A 17,504-nucleotide genomic window follows, 5' to 3' on the forward strand; every position below is an offset into this window, starting at 1 on the left:
GAGCAGCCCACCGACGGCCCGCTGCTGGCCGGCCGGTCGAACCGGACGCGCTCAGCCGGCCAGGGTGGCGTAGCGGCCGTTGCGGTTCAGCAGGCTGTCGTGGTCGCCGGCCTCGACGACCCGGCCGTGGTCGAGCACCACGATCTGGTCGGCGGCCCGGACCGTGGCGAGCCGGTGGGCGATGGTGATCGTGGTACGCCCCTCGGCGAGCACCTCGAACGCCCGTTGTACGGCCCGTTCGGTCTCGGTGTCCAGCGCGCTGGTGGCCTCGTCGAGCACCAGGATGCGTGGGTCCCGCAGCAGCGTACGGGCGATGGCCAGGCGCTGTTTCTCGCCGCCGGAGAATCGGTGGCCGCGAGAGCCGACCAGGGTGTCGTACCCGTCGGGCAGACCGGCGATCAGGTCGTGGATCTGGGCGGCGCGGGCGGCCTGCTCGATCTCGACGTCCGTGGCGTCCGGGCGGGCGTAGCGCAGGTTCTCCCGAACCGTGTTGTGCAGCAGGTACGTCTCCTGGCTGACCACGCCGACGATCGCGGTCAGGTCGGCCAGGCGCAGGCCACGCAGGTCGACGCCGTCGATGGTGACCTGGCCTGCGGTCGGGTCGTACAGCCGGCTGATCAGTCCGGCGAGGGTGCTCTTGCCGGAGCCGGTCTCGCCCACCACGGCCAGGCTGGAGCCGGCGGGCACGTCGAGGGTGATGCCGGCGAGCGCGGCGGTGTCGCTGCCCGGATAGGTGAAGGTGACGTCGGTCAGCCGCAGGTGTCCGCGTACCCCGGCGGGGTCGAGGTGGACCGGTTCGGTGGGGTCGGCCACGTCCACCGGCAGGTCCAGGTACTCGAAGATCCGGGCGAACAGCGCCAGCGACGCGGCGAGCGAGACGCCGACGTTGAGCAGCCCCATCAGCGGCCGGAACAGGCCGCCCTGGAGGGTGGTGAAGGCGACCAGGGTGCCGATGCTCAGGGTGCCGGCGGTGCCGGGCAGGCCGGCGGCGAGGTAGATGACCGCCGGTACGGCGGCGAAGATGATGCTCATCGAGGCCATCCGCCAGCGACCGGCCACCTCGCTACGCAACTCCAGGTCGACAAGTCGGGCCGAGGAGGCGGTGAACCGGTCGATGAGCGCCGGCCCGGTACCGAGGGTCTTGGCCAACTGCACCCCACTTATCGACAGCCCTTCCTCGACCGTGACGTTGAGGTCGGCGAGTTCACGCTGGCGTTGCGCGGTGATCTCGCGGCGCATCCGGGCGACCCGGCGGGTCAGCCAGATCGCCGGTGGCAGCACGACCAGCGAGACCAGGGAGAGTTGCCAGGAGAGCGCCACCATGGCGACCGCGGTCGCGACCACGGTGGTGAGGTTGGCCGCGACGGCGGTGGCGGTGGAGGTGACCACCGACTGCATGCCACCGATGTCGTTGGTGATCCTTGACTGCACCTCGCCGGTGCGGGTGCGGGTGAAGAAGCCGAGTGACTGCCGCTGAAGGTGACTGAAGACGTCGGTACGCAGCCGGTGCATGACCTGCTGACCGACCCGGGTGGAGAGCCAGGTCTGCACCACGCCGAGGACGGCGGTCACGGCGGCCACCGCGACCATGCCGAGGACCAGCCAGACCAGCAGGGTCACGTCGCCTTCCGGCAGGGCCCGGTCGATCACCGTACGCAGCAGGAACGGCGTGGCCATCGCGATGACCGAGGAGACCACGATGATCGTGGTGACGGCGGCCAGCGCGGGCCGGTGGGGGCTGAAGAGGCGGCCGATACGACGCAGCGACACCTGGCGGGCCTGCGCCTTCTCCTCGGCGCTGAGGGTGCGGTGACCGCGGTCGCGGCCGGAGGGGATCGGTTCCAAGGGGAACCACCTTTCGCCGGAAACAATGTTGAGGTTACCTCATCATGAGGTAACAACCGCATTCCGTGTTACCGTATTCCGGTGACCGAGCCCACCACCGGCAGCGCTGACGACGAGAGCCTGGCGGAGACGTTCTGGGCGGTGGCGTCACGGCTGCGCCGGCAGATCCGCGAGTCCCTCGCGCCCTGGGCGGTCACCCCGAGCCAGTCCCGGGCGCTCGGCGTGCTGGTCCGGCACGGCGAGGTGCGCCCCGGCGTGCTCGCCGAGCAACTGCGCATCGCGCCCCGCTCGGCCACCGAGGTCATCGACGATCTCCAGGCCCGTGGGCTGGTCACGCGCCGACCCGATCCGGCCGACCGGCGGGCCACCCTGGTCGCGCTCACCGAGCAGGGGCACCGGGTCAGCGCCGACATCCGGGCGGCGCGCCGGGCCGAGGCGGACCGCTTCTTCGGTCACCTCGACGACGCCGACCGGGCCGAGTTGACCCGCATCCTGCGTACCCTGCGCGCCTGATCTGCGTGGGAGAACGCGGACGCCTCCCGGCCGCTGGCCACGCAGGGTTGCCGTCGATGGCAGCGCCGCCGCAACCGGCAAATCACCCGAGCCGGGAGGGCGCTGTCGGCTTATGCTGTGGCCGTGGCACGCTTCGCGGTTTCACTCCGTTCCGTCCTTCGACGTGAGCGAACCTTGGCTCGCCTGCGAGCCGTCCTCGACCGCCTGAGCTGACCACCTGCGGCGACCGGCGGATCGATCCGCCTGGTCTTCGTGGTCGTCGATCGATCCGCTCTCCGCGCATCCCCCGGAAGATCCACCGCGTGTGCGCGTGGATCGGAGCGAGATTGGCGTACCTTCATGGATCTTGAGAAGTTGCTTGCCGACCGGCTGGCGCAGGCGTTCTCGGCGGTGGCCGGCGGACCGGTCGACCCGGTCGTGCGGCGGTCGCAGCACGCGGATTACCAGTCCGACGCGGCGCTGTCCCTGGCCCGCCGGCTCGGCCGTCCACCACGGGACATCGCCACCGAGGTCGTCGATCGGGCGCAGTTGGCGGACCTGTGTTCGGCGGTGGCGGTGTCCGGTCCGGGCTTCATCAACCTGACCGTCGCCGACCCGGCGCTCGACACGCTGCTGTCGACGATGGCCGCCGACCACCGGCTCGGCGTCGCGCCAAGCGCCGCGCCGGAGACGGTGATCGTGGACTACTCGGCGCCGAACGTGGCAAAGGAGATGCATGTCGGTCACCTCCGGTCGACAGTCATCGGCGACGCCACCGTCCGGCTGCTCACCTGGCGCGGGCACCGGGTGATCAAGGCCAATCACCTGGGGGACTGGGGCACCCCGTTCGGGATGCTCATCGAGCATCTGCTCGACCTGGGCGAGTCGGCGGCGGCCCACGAGTTGTCCGTCGGTGACCTGGACTCGTTCTACAAGGCGGCTCGGGTCAAGTTCGACGCCGAGGACGAGTTCAAGGAGCGGGCCAGGCTCCGGGTGGTCGCCCTGCAAGGCGGCGACGAGTTGACGCTGCGGTTGTGGCGGCTGCTGGTCGCCGAGTCGGAGAAGTACTTCCTCACCGTCTACGACCAGCTCGGGGTGCTGCTCACCGGGGAGGACTTCTACGGCGAGAGCTACTACAACGACATGCTCGCCCCGGTGACCGACGAGTTGGACCGGCTCGGATTGCTGCGCGACAGCGGCGACGCGGCCTGCGTCTTCCCGGACGGGTTCACCGGCCGCGACGGGCAGCCGCTGCCGATCATCGTGCGCAAACGCGACGGCGGGTACGGCTACGGCGCCACCGACCTCGCCGCGATCCGCCACCGCACCCAGAATCTCGGTGCCACCCGGCTGCTCTACGTCGTCGGCCTGCCGCAACGCCAGCACTTCGAGATGGTGTACGCGGTGGCCCGGCAGGCCGGTTGGCTGCGCCCACCGGCGACGGCCGAACACGTCGGCTTCGGCTCCATCCTCGGCGCGGACGGCAAGATGCTGCGCAGCCGGGCCGGCGGCTCGATCAAACTCGTCGAACTGCTCGACGAGGCCGTGACCAGGGCCGCCGAACTGGCCCGGCAGAAGAACCCCGAGCTGCCCGACGCGGCCATCGCCGAGGTCGCCCGCGCGGTCGGCATCGGCGCCATCAAGTACGCCGACCTGTCCACCGACCGGGTCAAGGACTACGTCTTCGACTGGCAGCGGATGCTCTCCCTCGACGGCAACACCGCCCCGTACCTGCAATACGCCCACGCCCGGATCCGGTCCATCTTCCGGCGCGCCGGCATCGACGAGTTCGCCGCCGGCCCGATCGTGATCGGGCACCCGGCCGAACACGCCCTCGCCCTCGAACTGGCCAACTTCGGCACCGTCGTCACCGGCGTCGAACGCACCCTGGAGTTCCACCGCCTCGCCGGCTACCTGCACACCCTCGCCGCCACCTTCAGCGGCTTCTACGAACACTGCCCGGTGCTGCGCGCCGAGGGCGAGGTACGCGACAGCCGGCTGGCCCTGTGCGACCTCACCGCCCGGGTCCTGCGCCGGGGGCTCTACCTGCTCGGCATCGCCACCCCGGACCGGATGTAGCAGTCGAGCGTCGGGGAACCACAGCGAGGAGCGGGCCCGGCCGCCGCCACGCCGGTCGGCGTGGCGGCGGGTGGCAGACTCGTCGGGGTGAACGAGGTGGCCGCGTCGCCGGTGGACGGCGAGTTGGAGAGTGTCAGTCTGGTGGACCTCGCGGTTTCCCGGCTGACCCGGGAGATCCTCAGCGGCAAGAGTGATCCGGGTGAACGCCTGGTGGAGGAGCAGCTCACCCGACGGCTCGGGATCAGCCGGGCACCCCTGCGGGAGGCACTGCGGTTGTTGGCCCAGCAGGGGTTGGTCGAGCACATTCCCCGGCGCGGGGTCCGGGTCGCCACCCTCTCCGACCGGGACGTGCGGGAGCTGTACGAGCTGCGTGACGTGCTGGAACGGTTCGCGGTGCGGACAGCGGTCCCGGTCCGGCGGGAGAGCGACCTCGTCGGGCTGCGGGCGGCGCTGGACCAGATGCGGGAGGCGACCCGGGCCGGTGACCGGCTGGCCGTCGCCGAGTCACACCGGACGTTCCACGTCGCGCTTGTGGGGCTCGCCGGCAATCGGCAGCTCTCCGCGGTGTACGACTCGATCCTGATGAAGTTGCAGCTCTACATGGCGATAAACCTGCGGCGCGAGGCGGAGACGGCGCAGCCGCTGGACGGGGTGTACCGGCACGAGCGGCTCTTCGAGGCCGTCGCCGGGGGAGACCCGGAGGCGGTCCTGGCCGTGCTCTCCGGGCACGGGGCGCGCTCCTACCTCGGGTAGGACCGATGCCGGTCCGCGCGGCCGGGTGGTGCCCGGCCGCGCGTCATCGCGCCGTTACATTTCGCGCGTCTGCATGTAACCGCACTGTCGACAATCGACTGTATGCCAGAACGGATCGGATCGGTCTCCGAGCTGCGGTCGGCGTACCTCCATGCCGGACTGACCCCCGTCGAGCTGGTCGAACGCGTCCTGGCCGGGCTGGCCGGCCGGGACGGGGGACCGGTCTGGATCAGCACCCTGTCGGCCGAGCACCTGCGCGCCCGGGCCGAGTCGCTGACCCGCGAGGGCGATCCGGTCACGCTGCCGCTGTACGGCATCCCGTTCGCGGTCAAGGACAACATCGACGTCGCCGGGCTGGTCACCACGGCCGGCTGCCCGGAGTTCGGATACCGGGCCGTGGAGGACGCGCCAGTGGTACGCCGGCTGCTCGACGCCGGTGCGCTGCTCGTCGGCAAGACCAACCTGGACCAGTTCGCCACCGGGCTGACCGGTGCCCGTTCGCCGTACGGCAGCTGCGAGAGCGTCTTCGGCGGCGGCCTCATCTCCGGCGGTTCCAGCTCCGGCTCGGCGGTGGCGGTCGCCGCCGGCCAGGTCTGCTTCGCCCTGGGTACGGACACCGCCGGCTCCGGTCGGGTGCCGGCGGCGCTGAACGGGATCGTCGGGCTGAAACCCACCCGGGGCCTGCTCAGCACGGCCGGGGTGGTGCCGGCCTGCCGCTCGTTGGACTGCGTCTCGGTCTTCGCCACCGATGTCGCCGGTGCGCTGGCGGTGCTGCACACCGCCCGTGGCATCTCGGCGGCCGATCCCTGGGGGCGGTCGCTGCCCGCGGAGCGGGTGGTGGCCCGCATGCCGGGGACGCTACGCCTCGGCGTACCCCGGGCAGAAGACCTCGAATTCTTCGGCGATGCCGGGCAGGCGGTCCGGTTCGCCGCCGGGGTCCAGCGGCTGCGTGCGCTGGTCGCGCGGACCCGTCAGGTGCCGCTGGCCGCCTTCACCGAGGCGGGCGACCTGCTCTACCAGGGACCCTGGGTGGCCGAGCGGCTCACCGGGCTGGACGGCTTCCTCCGGGCACATCCCGAGGCGGTCCTGCCGGTCACCCGGGCCGTGCTGGAGACCGGGCGGCGCTACGACGCGATCGACGCCTTCCGGGGCTGGCACCGGCTGCGCGAGCTGCGGGCCCGGGTCGACCAGCTGTGGCAGGAGATCGATGTGCTGGTGGTGCCCACCGTCGGCACCACCTTCACGCTCGACGAGATCGCCGAGGATCCGATCGGGCGCAACGCGATGCTCGGCCGCTACACCCAGTTCGCGAACCTGCTCGACCTGGCCGCGGTGACCGTGCCGAACGGGTTCACCGCCGCCGGCCGCCCGGCGAGCCTGACCCTTGTCGGCCCGGCCTGCACCGACACCACCCTGGCCCGGCTCGCCGCCGCTTTCGGCGGCGAACCCACTGCCGTCAGCACCGAGCCCACGGTTGTCGGCGCCGGACCCACGGTTGTCGGCGCCGGACCCACGGTTGTCGGCACCGAGCCCGCTGCCGTCGGCAGCGCATTCGTCGAGGACGGGGAGCAACCGCTCGCCGCCGCACAGCTGACCCCGGGAGGAGAGCGAGGATGGGCCGGATCGGGCCGGTAACGGCCAACCCCTATTCCTGGCCGTACGACGGCGCGGCCGACACCGCGCGTACCGCCCTGCTCTGCATCGACTGGCAGACCGACTTCTGCGGGCCGGGCGGCTACGTCGACGCGATGGGCTACGACATCGGGCTGACCCGGGCCGGCCTGCCGGCCACCGCCCGGCTGCTGGACCACGCCCGATCGCTCGGCATGCTTGTCGTGCACACCCGCGAGGGGCACGATCGGGACCTGTCCGACCTGCCGGCGAACAAACGCTGGCGCTCGGCCCGCATCGGTGCCGAGATCGGCGCGGCCGGCCCGTGCGGTCGGATCCTGGTCAAGGGCGAACCCGGCTGGGAGATCGTGCCCGAGGTGGCCCCGATACCCGGCGAGGTGGTCATCGACAAGCCGGGCAAGGGTGCCTTCTACGCCACCAACCTCGACCTGGTGCTGCGTACCCGGGGCATCACCCACCTGATCCTCACCGGCATCACCACCGACGTCTGCGTCCACACCACCATGCGGGAGGCGAACGACCGGGGCTACGAGTGCCTCATCCTCTCCGACTGCACCGGCGCCACCGACAAGGGCAACCACGAGGCGGCGCTGCACATGGTGACCATGCAGGGCGGCGTCTTCGGCTGCGTCGCCACCTCCGAGGACGTCATCGCCGCCATCAGTTGAGTGAGGTGCGCATGTTGACCATCGCCGCCGCGCGGCCTTCCCCGTACACCTTCGATCCCTCGACCACGGCGCTGCTCGTCATCGACATGCAGCGCGACTTCCTGGAACCCGGTGGTTTCGGCGAGAGCCTGGGCAACGACGTGAGTCAGTTGCGGCGGACCATCGCGCCCCTGACGGCGCTGCTGGCCGGCGCCCGCGCGGCGGGTCTGACCGTCGTGCACACCCGCGAGGGGCACCTGCCCGACCTCTCCGACTGCCCGCCGGCCAAGCTCAACCGGGGCGCACCGAGCACGCGCATCGGTGATCCCGGACCCAAGGGGCGGATTCTGATCCGGGGCGAGTACGGCCACGACATCGTCGACGAACTCGCGCCGCTGCCCGGCGAGCCGGTCATCGACAAGCCGGGCAAGGGCGCCTTCCACGCCACCGGACTGGCCGGGCTGCTCGCCGAACGGAAGATTCACAGCCTGCTGATCACCGGGGTCACCACCGAGGTGTGCGTGCACACCACCGTCCGGGAGGCCAACGACCGCGGGTACGAGTGCCTCGTGCTCGCCGACTGCGTCGGCTCCTACTTTCCCGAGTTCCACCGGGTCGGGCTCGACATGATCGCCGCCCAGGGCGGGATCTTCGGATGGGTCGCCGACTCGACGGACGTGCTCGCCGTGCTGCCCACCACCCCCGTCTTGCAACCCTCCTCCTGACCGGGAGCAGCCATGGTCTCCACCAGATCCACCGCCGCCGGGCCCGCGTACTGGGTGCGCGGCGACACCAACGCGTTCTTCGGGTTCGGCGTCAACGTCCTGGTCAACGTGCTCACCCTGACCGGGCTCTGTGTCTTCGTGGTGAACCTGCCGGAGCGGGAGGTGTTCGGCACGATCCTGCCGGCGCTCGGCATCGCCCTGGTCGCCGGCAACATCTACTACACGTATCTGGCCCGACGGCTGGCCCGCCGGGAGCAGCGCAGCGACGTGACCGCCCTGCCGTACGGGCCGAGCGTGCCGCACATGTTCATCGTCATCTTCGTCATCATGCTGCCGATCTTCCTGCGTACCGGCGACCCGATCCGGGCCTGGGAGGCGGGGCTGGCGTGGGCCTTCATCATCGGCGTGATCGTGTTGATCGGCGCGTTCGTCGGCCCGTACATCCGCCGGTACACACCCCGGGCGGCGCTGCTCGGCACCCTTGCCGGCATCTCCATCACCTTCATCTCGATGAACCCGGCCGGTCAGATGTGGCGGCTCGCCTGGATCGCCCTACCGGTCTTCGCACTGCTGCTGATCGGCCTGCTCACCGACGTCAAGCTGCCGTTCAACTTCCCGATCGGGCTGGCCGCCCTGCTGCTCGGCACCGCGATCGGCTGGCTCGGCGGAGCGATGTCGGTGCCGGACGTCACGGCGGCGGCGCGGGACATCGCGTTCGCCTTCCCCAGCCTCCAACTCGACCTGCTCTGGCGCGGCCTGACCGACATGGCGCCGCTGCTGGCCACCGCCATCCCGCTGGGCGTCTACAACTTCACCGAGGCGATGACCAACGTGGAGAGCGCGGCCACCGCCGGGGACAGCTACAACCTGCGCAGCGTACTGCTCGCCGACGGCGCCGGTGCGGTGATCGGCTCGGCGCTCGGCTCACCGTTCCCGCCGGCGGTCTACGTCGGTCATCCGGGTTGGAAGGCGGCCGGCGGGCGGAGCGGCTACTCGATGGCGACCGGGATCGTCATCGCGCTGCTCTGCTTTCTCGGCATGTTCTCCCTGCTCGGCGCGATCTTCCCGACCGCGGCGATCGTGCCGATCCTGCTCTACATCGGTCTCCTGATCGGCGCGCAGGCCTTCCAGGCCACGCCCCGGGCGCACGCCGCGGCGGTGGTGGCGGCGCTGATTCCCAACATCGCGGCCTGGGCGACCGGGCAGATGAACAACGCCCTGGCAGCGGCGGGCACCACTGCGGCCCAGGTCGGCGACGAGGCCCTGGCCGGTGCCGGGGTGGTCTACGACGGCCTGCGCATCCTCGGTGAGGGCGCCATCCTCGCCGGCCTGGTGCTCGGCGCGATCGTCGCCTTCATCATCGACAAACGCTTCGTCCAGGCGGCGATCTTCGCCGCTTCCGGCGCGGTACTGGCCTTCATCGGTCTGATCCACGGCGAGGAGGTCCGGTGGAACGCCAACGGGCAGGTCGCGCTCGGCTACCTCTTCGTGGCGGTGATCTGCGCGATCTTCGCGCTCGGCAAGTATCCGCCCCGGGTCCCCGAGCCCGCGGAAATCGAGCTGGACCGCCGGCACGGCGGTACCGCGCCGGCTCCGGCTGACGACACCGAGCCGGCCGATGGCACCGGGTCGGTCCGTGCCGCCGATCGGGGGCCCGTCTCCGCATGACAAGCATGGAGATCGACCGCCCCGACGTGGTGGCCGAGGTGACGGCGGCTTTCGCCGCCTACGAACAGGCACTTGTCGACGGCGACCCGGACCGGATCTGCGGATTCTTCTGGGACTCCGGCCGGACCGTACGCTTCGGCATCGCCGACCATCAGTACGGCCTCGACGAGCAGCACAAGTGGCGCGCCGCGCAACCTCCGCTGCCACCCGGCCGCCGGCTGGTCGATCCCCTGGTCACCACCTTCGGCCCGGACGTCGCGGTGGTCACCACCCGATTCGGGTACGCCGGCACCGCCGCCACCGGCCGGCAGACCCAGACCTGGGTACGCCTTCCGGCCGGCTGGCGCATCGTCACCGCCCACGTCTCCACGCCGCTGCCACCGACTCCTCCCGTTGACCATGAGGTTGACGGCAGTCTGGAGATCAACGACTGCCGCCAACCTCATGATCAACGCTCAGGGGTGGGGCGGGCTAGAAGGTGAGGGCCGGTTTGCCGCCGACTACGGGCAGGCGTAGTTGGCTGTGGTGCGGGGCGACCCGCAGCTCGGTGCCGCCCAGCGGCAGCAGGGTGTGTGCCTGGTCGGTGGAGAAGACCACCACGCCGATCCGGTGACCGGCCGGGAAGACGTAGTCCTTCGGCTCCAAGGTCCACCGGAAGTCGTACAGCTTGCCCTGCTTGATCGGCTGGGTGCGGGCGGCGCTGGTGCGGTTCTGCGGGTCCATCCAGCCCCGGGTCACCACGGTCGGCGTGCCGGTCGGCCCGTAGTCGACGAGATATGCGGTCAGGTTTGCGCCCGGCTTGTTGTCGATCGCCATGCGCAGCCGCATCTCCGGACGCCCGGCGAAGCGGACCTCGTCGGTCAGCGCGGGGGAGCGGTAGAGGAGTCGGTGCGCACTGGCCGTGTCGGGACCAGCGACCAGGGTGGTCGGCGCGATGGTCCGACCCTCGTCGACGAAGCGCTGCTCCACCTTGGTCTTCGGTGATTTGCGCGAGGTGAGCGTACCGGGGGCGGTGGCGTCGGTGGCGGCAAAGTGCAGCGCGACCGCACGGGCGGCCGGATCGGGCCAGTTGCGGTAGGTGGTGTAGACCCGGTCCTCCCGCTGCACGACTGCGGTCGGCTCGTCCATGATGCCGTTGCGGACATTCCACAGCCAGTAGTCGAACCAGCGGTTCTCGGTCTGCTTCCAGGTCCAGGTGCGGCCGTCGGGCAGGGTCACCGACGCGGTGTTGCCGGGGCTGCTGTGCCCGCCCTGGTGCAGCCAGAGCTTGCGCGGCACGTTTCGCTTGGCCAGCGCGTCCCACCAGCCGGCGAAGTGCTCGGTGCGGACGTTCCAGTCGTTGAGGCCGTGCACCACCAGGACGCTGGCCTTGACCTTCTTGGCGTCGAGGTAGTCGCGGTCCTGCCAGAACTTGGCATAGTCGCCGGTGACCCGGTCCTGCCGTGCGGTCAGCTCGGCGATCTCGTCCGCGCAGGCACCCTCGGCGCGGGCCCGGCCGGCGGTGTACTGGGCCAGGATGTCGGCATCCTCGCCCTGGTATCCGCCCGGCGCGACGACCAGGCCGTTGGCCCGGTAGTAGTCGTACCAGCTGCTGATCGCGGCGACCGGCACGATGGTCCGCAGCCCGTCGACGCCGGTGGTGGCCACCTGGTTGGGCAGCGTGCCGTTGTAGGAGACGCCGGTCATGCCGACCGCGCCGGTGGTCCAGTCGGCGGTCACCGGAGCACCGGTCGCGTCGTATCCCTTCGCCCGGCCGTTGAGCCAGTCGATGACCGCCTTGGTGCCGAGGGTCTCGGCCTGGTCGCCGCTGGTCGGGCAGCCGTCCGAGTCGCCGGTGCCGACGGACTGGCCGAGCACCACCGCGTAGCCGCGGGGCACGTAGTAGTCGTCCAACTGGCCGGGCAGGTTGGCCTTCGCCACCGCGCGCTGGGCCTCGACCTCGCCGGCCCGGGCCCCGGACCGGCCGGTCAGGCCGTTCTGTGGCAGATCGTCCACCAGCACACTCGGGTACGGCACGTCACCCCAGGTGCCCTTGCGGTACGGGCTGTGCTCGAAGATGACCGGCACCTTGAAGCCATGGGTGGCGGTCTCCCGGGGGCGGGCGATGTCGATCGCCACCCGGTCGCGCCGGCCGTCGTGATCGGTGTCCACCGGGGTCTCCACATAGACCCGTTCCTCGATCGCGTCGGCGAGCGAGAACACCGGCTGGGTCATGCCGTCGCTGACCACGATGCCCGGTGGCGGCGTGGCCCCGGCGGGCGTGCTCCGGGCTGCCGCCGGTGCGCTACTGAGCGCCAGCGCGCCGGCCACGCCGACAGCTAGTAGGGCCAGATGGGGAGTTCGACGCACGCGCGTCTCCCTTCGCTCGGCTGGTGGCCGGAGTCGACCAGGAGTGGATGAGGATCGATGATCCACATGCTAACGCCTCACCCCGGCCACACCGCCGCGTCGAGCCCACGGATCATCCGACCACGATCCGACCCGGCCGGTCAGCCCATCGACTTGGCGCCGTCGATGGTCTCGCGGATGATGTCGGCGTGGCCGGCGTGCTGCGACGTCTCGGCGATGATGTGCAGCAGCACCCGGCGGGCGGACCAGCGGGCGCCGGGCTCGAACCAGGGTGCCTCGGGCAGCGGCTGGCTGACGTCCAGGTCCGGAAGCGTACGCACCAGGTCGTCGGTGTGCTTGGCGACCTCGTCGTACGCGGCGAACACGCTGGCCAGGGTCTCGCCCGGCAGCATCTGGAACGCGTTGGCGTACTCCTCGATGGCGGCCGGGTCGGTCCCGCTGATCCCGCTGCCGTCCAGGATGAAGCGGGTCCAGTTCCGCTCGCCCTGCGTGACGTGTTTGATCAACCCGCCGATGCACAGCTCGCTCGCGGTGCTGCGCTGGCCGGCCTGCTCGTCGGTGAGGTCACGGGCGGTGTGGCGGAGAAAATAACGATGCATCTGGAGCGTGTCCAGCAGGTCAGCGCGCTCGGGCGACAGCGTTGCCTCGGCCATGACGGCCCCCTTATCGTCGGCGTTGCCCGGACGCTATCGACTGCCACCGACATTCCACTGCGGCGAACGTGCCTGCCCGAGTGCCGCCGTCAGCCGCCGCGACAACGGTGCTGAGTGTCAGCTTCCGCTGGCCAGCGCGTCGCGCATCCGGTTGATCTCGACGTTCTGCTCCACCACGACGCTGCTGGCCATCTCGTTGATGATGGGGTCGCTGCCGAGCGTGAGCGCTTCGTTGGCCATGGTGATCGCGCCCTGGTGGTGGTCGGTCATCATGGCGACGAACATCCGGTCGAACTCGGCACCTCGTGCGGCGGTGAGCCGGTTCAGCGCCTCGGCCGACTGCATGCCGGACATGGTGTGCTTGTGGTCGCCACCGGACTCGCGGTTGAGGCCCCGCTCGGCCAGCCAGTTCTCCAGGAACTTGATCTCCGGTTCCTGGGCCGCCAGGATCCGCTCCGCGATGCTCTTGAGCTGAGGACTCCCGGCACGGTCGGCCGCCAGTCGGGCCATCACCAGGGCCTGTTCGTGGTGCGGAATCATCATCGCGACGAAGCGGACGTCCGCGTTGTTGTGCGGCTGACGCGGCAGGGCCGACATCTCGTTCGCGGCGGCGGTCTTCGCCGGCTCACCGGGGCGGCCGGGCATCAGCACCGGTGCGGTGGAGTCCGGCAGGCCGGGCAGCTCGATCGAGGCCGACGGGCTGGCCGTCGCCGCCGGCTGCGCTCCGCCGTCCGGCAGCCAGAACAGCGCTGCGGCGCCCACCGCCAGCACCGCCAGCACGGCCAGCTCGATCAGCACGATCGGCCGTGACTGACGGAGAACGTTCCGGATCGGTACACCTAGCACTACTGCCTCCCGCCCTGGTGCCGAGGTTGGCCGGGATCGTAACGCGGACCGGGGATGTGACAGCAGGGATCGGCGGCGGCGAAAAGATGTCATTGGTCGTTCCTGCGGTTATTCGTGTTCCCGGTGTTGCCTAATCGTGATCGAGGCCCTGCGGTGTGTGTGACTCAAATCACAATAGAGTTAAGGTCGCCCAGGTTAGGGTCCCGCTACCCCCGTTCCATCCACAACGAAGGGTGTTCTACATGTCCCAACCGAAGCCACGTGGGCGACGAAGGCTGGTCCTCGGCCTAGCCGCCACCGGCGCCCTTCTCCTCAGCTCCGTCGCGGCAGCACCGGCGAGTGCCGCCGCGAACGAGATCCCGGGCGTTGACGAGATCGTCAGCAGCCCCAATCTCACCCAGATCGCCAACGTCCCGAAGTCCGGCGCGTTCGCCACCGAGGCGTCCTACAACAGTGACCTGGCGTTCCAGGGCAACTACGTGTTCTCGGGCAACTACAACGGCTTCACCGTGTACGACGTCAGCTCCCCGGCGTCGCCGCAGGTGGTCAGTCAGGTCGTCTGTCCGGGTGGACAGGGTGACCCGTCGGTCTTCGGCAACCTGCTCTTCCTCGCGGTCGACGCGCCCCGTAGCGACGACTCGTGCAACAGCGCCGCTGGCTCGGTGTCGAACGCGGCGCACTGGGAGGGCGTGCGGATCTTCGACATCAGCGACAAGGCCAACCCGCAGTACATCAAGTCGGTTCGCACCGACTGCGGGTCGCACACCCTGACGCTGGCGCCGAGCAAGGACGGCAAGGACGTCTACGTCTACGTCCAGTCGTACGGCCCGCCGTCCAACGGCAGTGGGGCGTACTGCAAGCCGCCGCACGACAAGATCTCCATCATCAAGACGCCGCTGGCCAACCCGACCAGCTCCGCCGTGGTCGCCACCCCGGTTCTCTTCCCGGACGGCGGCTTCACCAACACCAGCGGTTGCCACGACATCACCGTCTACCCGGAGCTGGACCTCGCGGCCGGCGCCTGCATGGGTGACGGGGTGCTGATGGACATCTCGGACCGGGAGAACCCGGTCATCCTGAGCCAGGTCCGGGACACGAACTTCGCGTTCTGGCACTCGGCCACGTTCAACAACGCCGGCACCAAGGTGCTCTTCACCGACGAACTCGGTGGCGGCAGCGGCGCCATCTGCACCGCCAACTACCGGACCAACCAGGGCGCGAACGCGATCTACGACATCGTGGGCTCGGGTGCCAACCGGCAGCTGGTCTTCAAGAGCTACTTCAAGATTCCGCGGCTGAACAGCCCTCGGGAGAACTGCGTGGCCCACAACGGCTCGCTGATCCCGGCGATGGGCCGCGACATCATGGTGCAGGCGTGGTACCAGGGCGGCATTTCGGTGATCGACTTCACCGACTCGGCCAACCCGGTCGAGCTCGCCTACTGGGAGCGGGGCCCGCTCTCGGACACCCGGTCCATCCTCGGTGGATCCTGGTCGACGTACTGGCACAACGGGTACATCTACTCGAACGACATCCAGAAGGGGCTGGACGTCCTGAAGCTGGACGACCCGCGTACCAACAACGCGCGGGCGATCGCCTTCGAGGAGCTGAACGTCCAGACGCAGCCCAGCTACCCGGCCTGCACCACCGTCCTGCGCGGTCGGCAGAACGGTAGCCTGACCATCAAGTCCGGCATCACCTGCTTCGACGGGGTGAGCCAGAACGGCGCCATCAAGGTCAACCCGGGCGCCGGTCTGATCGTCTTCAACTCGAACCTGAACGGTTCGGTGAGCGCGGTCGGCGCCTCGGTGGTGTCGATCGTGGAGAGCACGGTGAACGGTTCGGTGAACGCTCCCGGCGCCACCATCCGGGACAGCAAGGTCAACGGATCGGTGCGGACGAGCTGATCCGTACCCCCGCCTGATCGCACCGAAAGCTCCGGCCCGGCGGCTCTCCGCCGGGCCGGAGCCCGTTGTACGGCGAACGGTCGCTCAGCCCCGGCACAGCGGTACGTCGGGCTCGACGACGGTACGGTTGACGATGTCCGCGTTGACGAAGTTCGCTTCCTTCGGGATCTTCACCCCCAGCGTGTGCTCGATGGCCTTGGTCAACGGTCCGGAGATGCTGATGCCCTCACCGGCCCGTACGGTCAGCACCAGCGTGGATCCCCGGCACTTGACCGCCGGTCCGGCCAGCGGCAGGCCCACCCGACCGGCCGCCGAACCGTTGGTCAACCCCAGCGAGGCGACCACGCCGACGAAGGGACCCGCGCCCGCCACCGGCAGCCCGAGCATCAGTCCGAAGCGGAACTCCGCAGCCACCACGATCGCCTCGACGCCGATCGACACGCCGCGCAGTGACTGCATGATGCTCTTCTGCACCGAGAACGTGGGCGTGAGCACCGAACCCTCGTAGCCGATCGGCCCGTCGAGACCCCACCGGCCGGTCGCCGAGATGTTGCCGTTCTTGGCGGTGAACGCCGTCTGGACCAGGAACTTGAACGTCTGCTTGAGGGTCGCCGGGAAGCCACCGATGATGATCGGCTGCGTCACCTCGATCGGGAACTCGATCCTCGCCTTCTTGTTGTCGCTCAAACCGCCCTGTGCACCAGCGGCGATGGTGACGGCGAGGCCGTGCACCCCGTCGACCCGGAACCGGGGCTGCGGAATCACCCCGTTGGTCACCTTCAGTTCGCCCGATACCCGGAGGTTCTTGACCAGCAACTGAATGTCGAAGTCGACCTTGAGCCCGGACGCCGCCGTCGTGTGCCCGGCCGTCAGGCCCAGCTTCGAGTGGTCCTTGTAGGCGGTGACGTCCCAGTCACCGACCTTCCGCTCGACCCGGTCGGTCGCGCCCTCGGCACCGGGGGCACGGGCCGGTCCGAGGGCGATCGGCGGTACGGCGATCCGAAGCGCGGACCGGTCGGCCCCCTCTCCATCGGCCCCCACCGGGTTGCCGAGCCTGACCGGGTTGCCGAGGCCGACCGCGCTGCCGAGGCCGATCGCGCTACCGAGCCCGATCGCGCTGCCGGGCCTGACCGCGCTGCCGGGCCTGATCGCGCTGCCGGGCCTGATCGCGCTGCCGGGCCTGACCGGGTTGCCTAGGCCGATTGCGTTGCGACCCAGGCCGATCGCGTTCCTGCCCAGCCCGGTCGCCTCCGCCGCGTCCGGCAGCACCGGTGTCGCGGGGGCGGCCTCCTCGACCACCTCACCGAGCAGGTCGGGAAGCGGCTCGAACGCCTGCGCCGTCAGGTCGAGTGGCTGGTCGAAGGTTATCTGCGCATCCCGCACCACGTCGTGCAGACGTACCGGAGCCAGGGTCACCGCTCGATCGCCGCCGGACTTCTCGACCCGCACCACCCGGCCGAGCGCCTCGCTGGTGACAAACATGATCTTGCCTGGCTGCACCTCGTCCACGCCTGCGGCATCGCCGTCGATGACGTACGTGAAGCCGTCCTCGCGCACCGAGCGGATGGCCCCGCCGCCGCCCTCGACGAGGACCACGTCCGGTTGGTAGACCACGGAGTCGTCCGGCTTCGGCGCGTACCCGTACCGGTGGTCGTCGGCCCCGGCACCAGGCGGGGCGACCTTGCTGCACCCGGCGGTCAGTACGACCAGGCAGGTCAGGGCTATGCCGCCACCGACCCAGCGGCGCACGACGGCCGCGCCGACGCGGCCAGCACCGGGCCGGGGCGGGAAGGGATCTCTGGACATGCCTCGACGCTAGATCGCATTCAGCGTCGGCGAATCCGGCGTTTCCCCACGCAAGGCCGATCCGGCGTGGGTTTCACCGTCCGCGGCCAGGGCATTTCGAAC

At 70.2% G+C, this 17,504-nt stretch carries 13 protein-coding genes and 1 pseudogene; 9 read left to right on the forward strand and 5 right to left on the reverse strand.

Annotated features, from left to right (window positions below; all coding sequences use genetic code 11):
• Nucleotides 1-51: 51 nt before the first annotated feature.
• Entirely contained in the window at nucleotides 52-1,845 is a 1,794-nt protein-coding gene (locus tag QQG74_RS14485; RefSeq protein WP_341720805.1) for an ABC transporter ATP-binding protein, read from the reverse strand.
• Nucleotides 1,846-1,926: 81 nt separating this feature from the next.
• On the opposite strand from QQG74_RS14485, the gene QQG74_RS14490 reads away from it, so the two are divergent.
• From QQG74_RS14490 to hpxZ, 8 genes are all read left to right on the forward strand, one after another.
• On the forward strand, nucleotides 1,927-2,358 hold the full coding sequence (locus QQG74_RS14490; RefSeq protein WP_341720806.1) for a MarR family winged helix-turn-helix transcriptional regulator: 432 nt from the start codon (nucleotides 1,927-1,929) through the stop codon (nucleotides 2,356-2,358).
• A gap of 339 nt (nucleotides 2,359-2,697) precedes the next feature.
• Nucleotides 2,698-4,416: an arginine--tRNA ligase gene (gene argS / locus QQG74_RS14495; protein WP_341720807.1), complete on the forward strand. Its 1,719-nt coding sequence runs from the start codon at nucleotides 2,698-2,700 to the stop codon at nucleotides 4,414-4,416.
• 87 nt (nucleotides 4,417-4,503) lie between these two features.
• Nucleotides 4,504-5,169, forward strand: a complete 666-nt coding sequence (locus QQG74_RS14500; RefSeq protein WP_341720808.1) for a GntR family transcriptional regulator — start codon at nucleotides 4,504-4,506, stop codon at nucleotides 5,167-5,169.
• Nucleotides 5,170-5,271: 102 nt separating this feature from the next.
• Nucleotides 5,272-6,804: an allophanate hydrolase gene (gene atzF / locus QQG74_RS14505; RefSeq protein WP_341720809.1), complete on the forward strand. Its 1,533-nt coding sequence runs from the start codon at nucleotides 5,272-5,274 to the stop codon at nucleotides 6,802-6,804.
• Entirely contained in the window at nucleotides 6,783-7,469 is a 687-nt protein-coding gene (locus tag QQG74_RS14510) for an isochorismatase family cysteine hydrolase (protein ID WP_341720810.1), read from the forward strand. Before atzF ends, QQG74_RS14510 begins: the two co-directional genes overlap by 22 nt.
• Before the next feature lie 11 nt (nucleotides 7,470-7,480).
• Complete coding sequence (locus QQG74_RS14515) at nucleotides 7,481-8,173, forward strand: cysteine hydrolase (protein WP_341720811.1); 693 nt, start codon at nucleotides 7,481-7,483, stop codon at nucleotides 8,171-8,173.
• 12 nt (nucleotides 8,174-8,185) lie between these two features.
• A complete protein-coding gene (locus tag QQG74_RS14520; protein ID WP_341720812.1) occupies nucleotides 8,186-9,841 on the forward strand; it encodes a regulator in 1,656 nt (551 codons plus the stop codon).
• Complete coding sequence (gene hpxZ, locus QQG74_RS14525) at nucleotides 9,838-10,323, forward strand: oxalurate catabolism protein HpxZ (RefSeq protein ID WP_341720813.1); 486 nt, start codon at nucleotides 9,838-9,840, stop codon at nucleotides 10,321-10,323. Before QQG74_RS14520 ends, hpxZ begins: the two co-directional genes overlap by 4 nt.
• Here hpxZ and QQG74_RS14530 read toward each other — a convergent pair.
• From QQG74_RS14530 to QQG74_RS14540, 3 genes are all read right to left on the reverse strand, one after another.
• A complete protein-coding gene (locus QQG74_RS14530; protein WP_341720814.1) occupies nucleotides 10,313-12,190 on the reverse strand; it encodes a Xaa-Pro dipeptidyl-peptidase in 1,878 nt (625 codons plus the stop codon). The two genes, hpxZ and QQG74_RS14530, sit on opposite strands and share 11 nt — an antisense overlap.
• Nucleotides 12,191-12,330: 140 nt before the next feature.
• Nucleotides 12,331-12,843, reverse strand: a complete 513-nt coding sequence (locus QQG74_RS14535) for a DinB family protein (RefSeq protein WP_341720815.1) — start codon at nucleotides 12,841-12,843, stop codon at nucleotides 12,331-12,333.
• 117 nt (nucleotides 12,844-12,960) lie between these two features.
• Nucleotides 12,961-13,641 (reverse strand): DUF305 domain-containing protein, encoded by a 681-nt coding sequence (locus QQG74_RS14540; protein WP_341720816.1) that lies wholly within the window; start codon nucleotides 13,639-13,641, stop codon nucleotides 12,961-12,963.
• A 290-nt stretch (nucleotides 13,642-13,931) separates the two neighbouring features.
• Between QQG74_RS14540 and QQG74_RS14545 the strand changes: the two are divergent.
• Nucleotides 13,932-15,314, forward strand: a pseudogene (locus tag QQG74_RS14545) (hypothetical protein); the annotation flags it as partial.
• 366 nt (nucleotides 15,315-15,680) lie between these two features.
• Here the strand turns inward: QQG74_RS14545 and QQG74_RS14550 are convergent.
• Nucleotides 15,681-17,402, reverse strand: coding sequence for a hypothetical protein (locus tag QQG74_RS14550; protein ID WP_341720817.1), 1,722 nt, complete (start codon nucleotides 17,400-17,402; stop codon nucleotides 15,681-15,683).
• Nucleotides 17,403-17,504: the final 102 nt, after the last annotated feature.

Source organism: Micromonospora sp. FIMYZ51, assembly GCF_038246755.1.
In the GTDB taxonomy this organism is placed as follows: Bacteria; Actinomycetota; Actinomycetes; order Mycobacteriales; family Micromonosporaceae; genus Micromonospora.

What these genes read in the sequence shown, in the direction of transcription:
- QQG74_RS14520 (WP_341720812.1), top strand. Translation starts at nt 8,186, where the DNA reads ATGGTCTCCACCAGATCCACCGCCGCCGGGCCCGCGTACTGGGTGCGC.
- argS (WP_341720807.1), top strand. Translation starts at nt 2,698, where the DNA reads ATGGATCTTGAGAAGTTGCTTGCCGACCGGCTGGCGCAGGCGTTCTCG.
- hpxZ (WP_341720813.1), top strand. Translation starts at nt 9,838, where the DNA reads ATGACAAGCATGGAGATCGACCGCCCCGACGTGGTGGCCGAGGTGACG.
- atzF (WP_341720809.1), top strand. Translation starts at nt 5,272, where the DNA reads ATGCCAGAACGGATCGGATCGGTCTCCGAGCTGCGGTCGGCGTACCTC.
- QQG74_RS14515 (WP_341720811.1), top strand. Translation starts at nt 7,481, where the DNA reads ATGTTGACCATCGCCGCCGCGCGGCCTTCCCCGTACACCTTCGATCCC.
- QQG74_RS14535 (WP_341720815.1), bottom strand. Translation starts at nt 12,843, where the DNA reads ATGGCCGAGGCAACGCTGTCGCCCGAGCGCGCTGACCTGCTGGACACG.
- QQG74_RS14510 (WP_341720810.1), top strand. Translation starts at nt 6,783, where the DNA reads ATGGGCCGGATCGGGCCGGTAACGGCCAACCCCTATTCCTGGCCGTAC.
- QQG74_RS14550 (WP_341720817.1), bottom strand. Translation starts at nt 17,402, where the DNA reads ATGTCCAGAGATCCCTTCCCGCCCCGGCCCGGTGCTGGCCGCGTCGGC.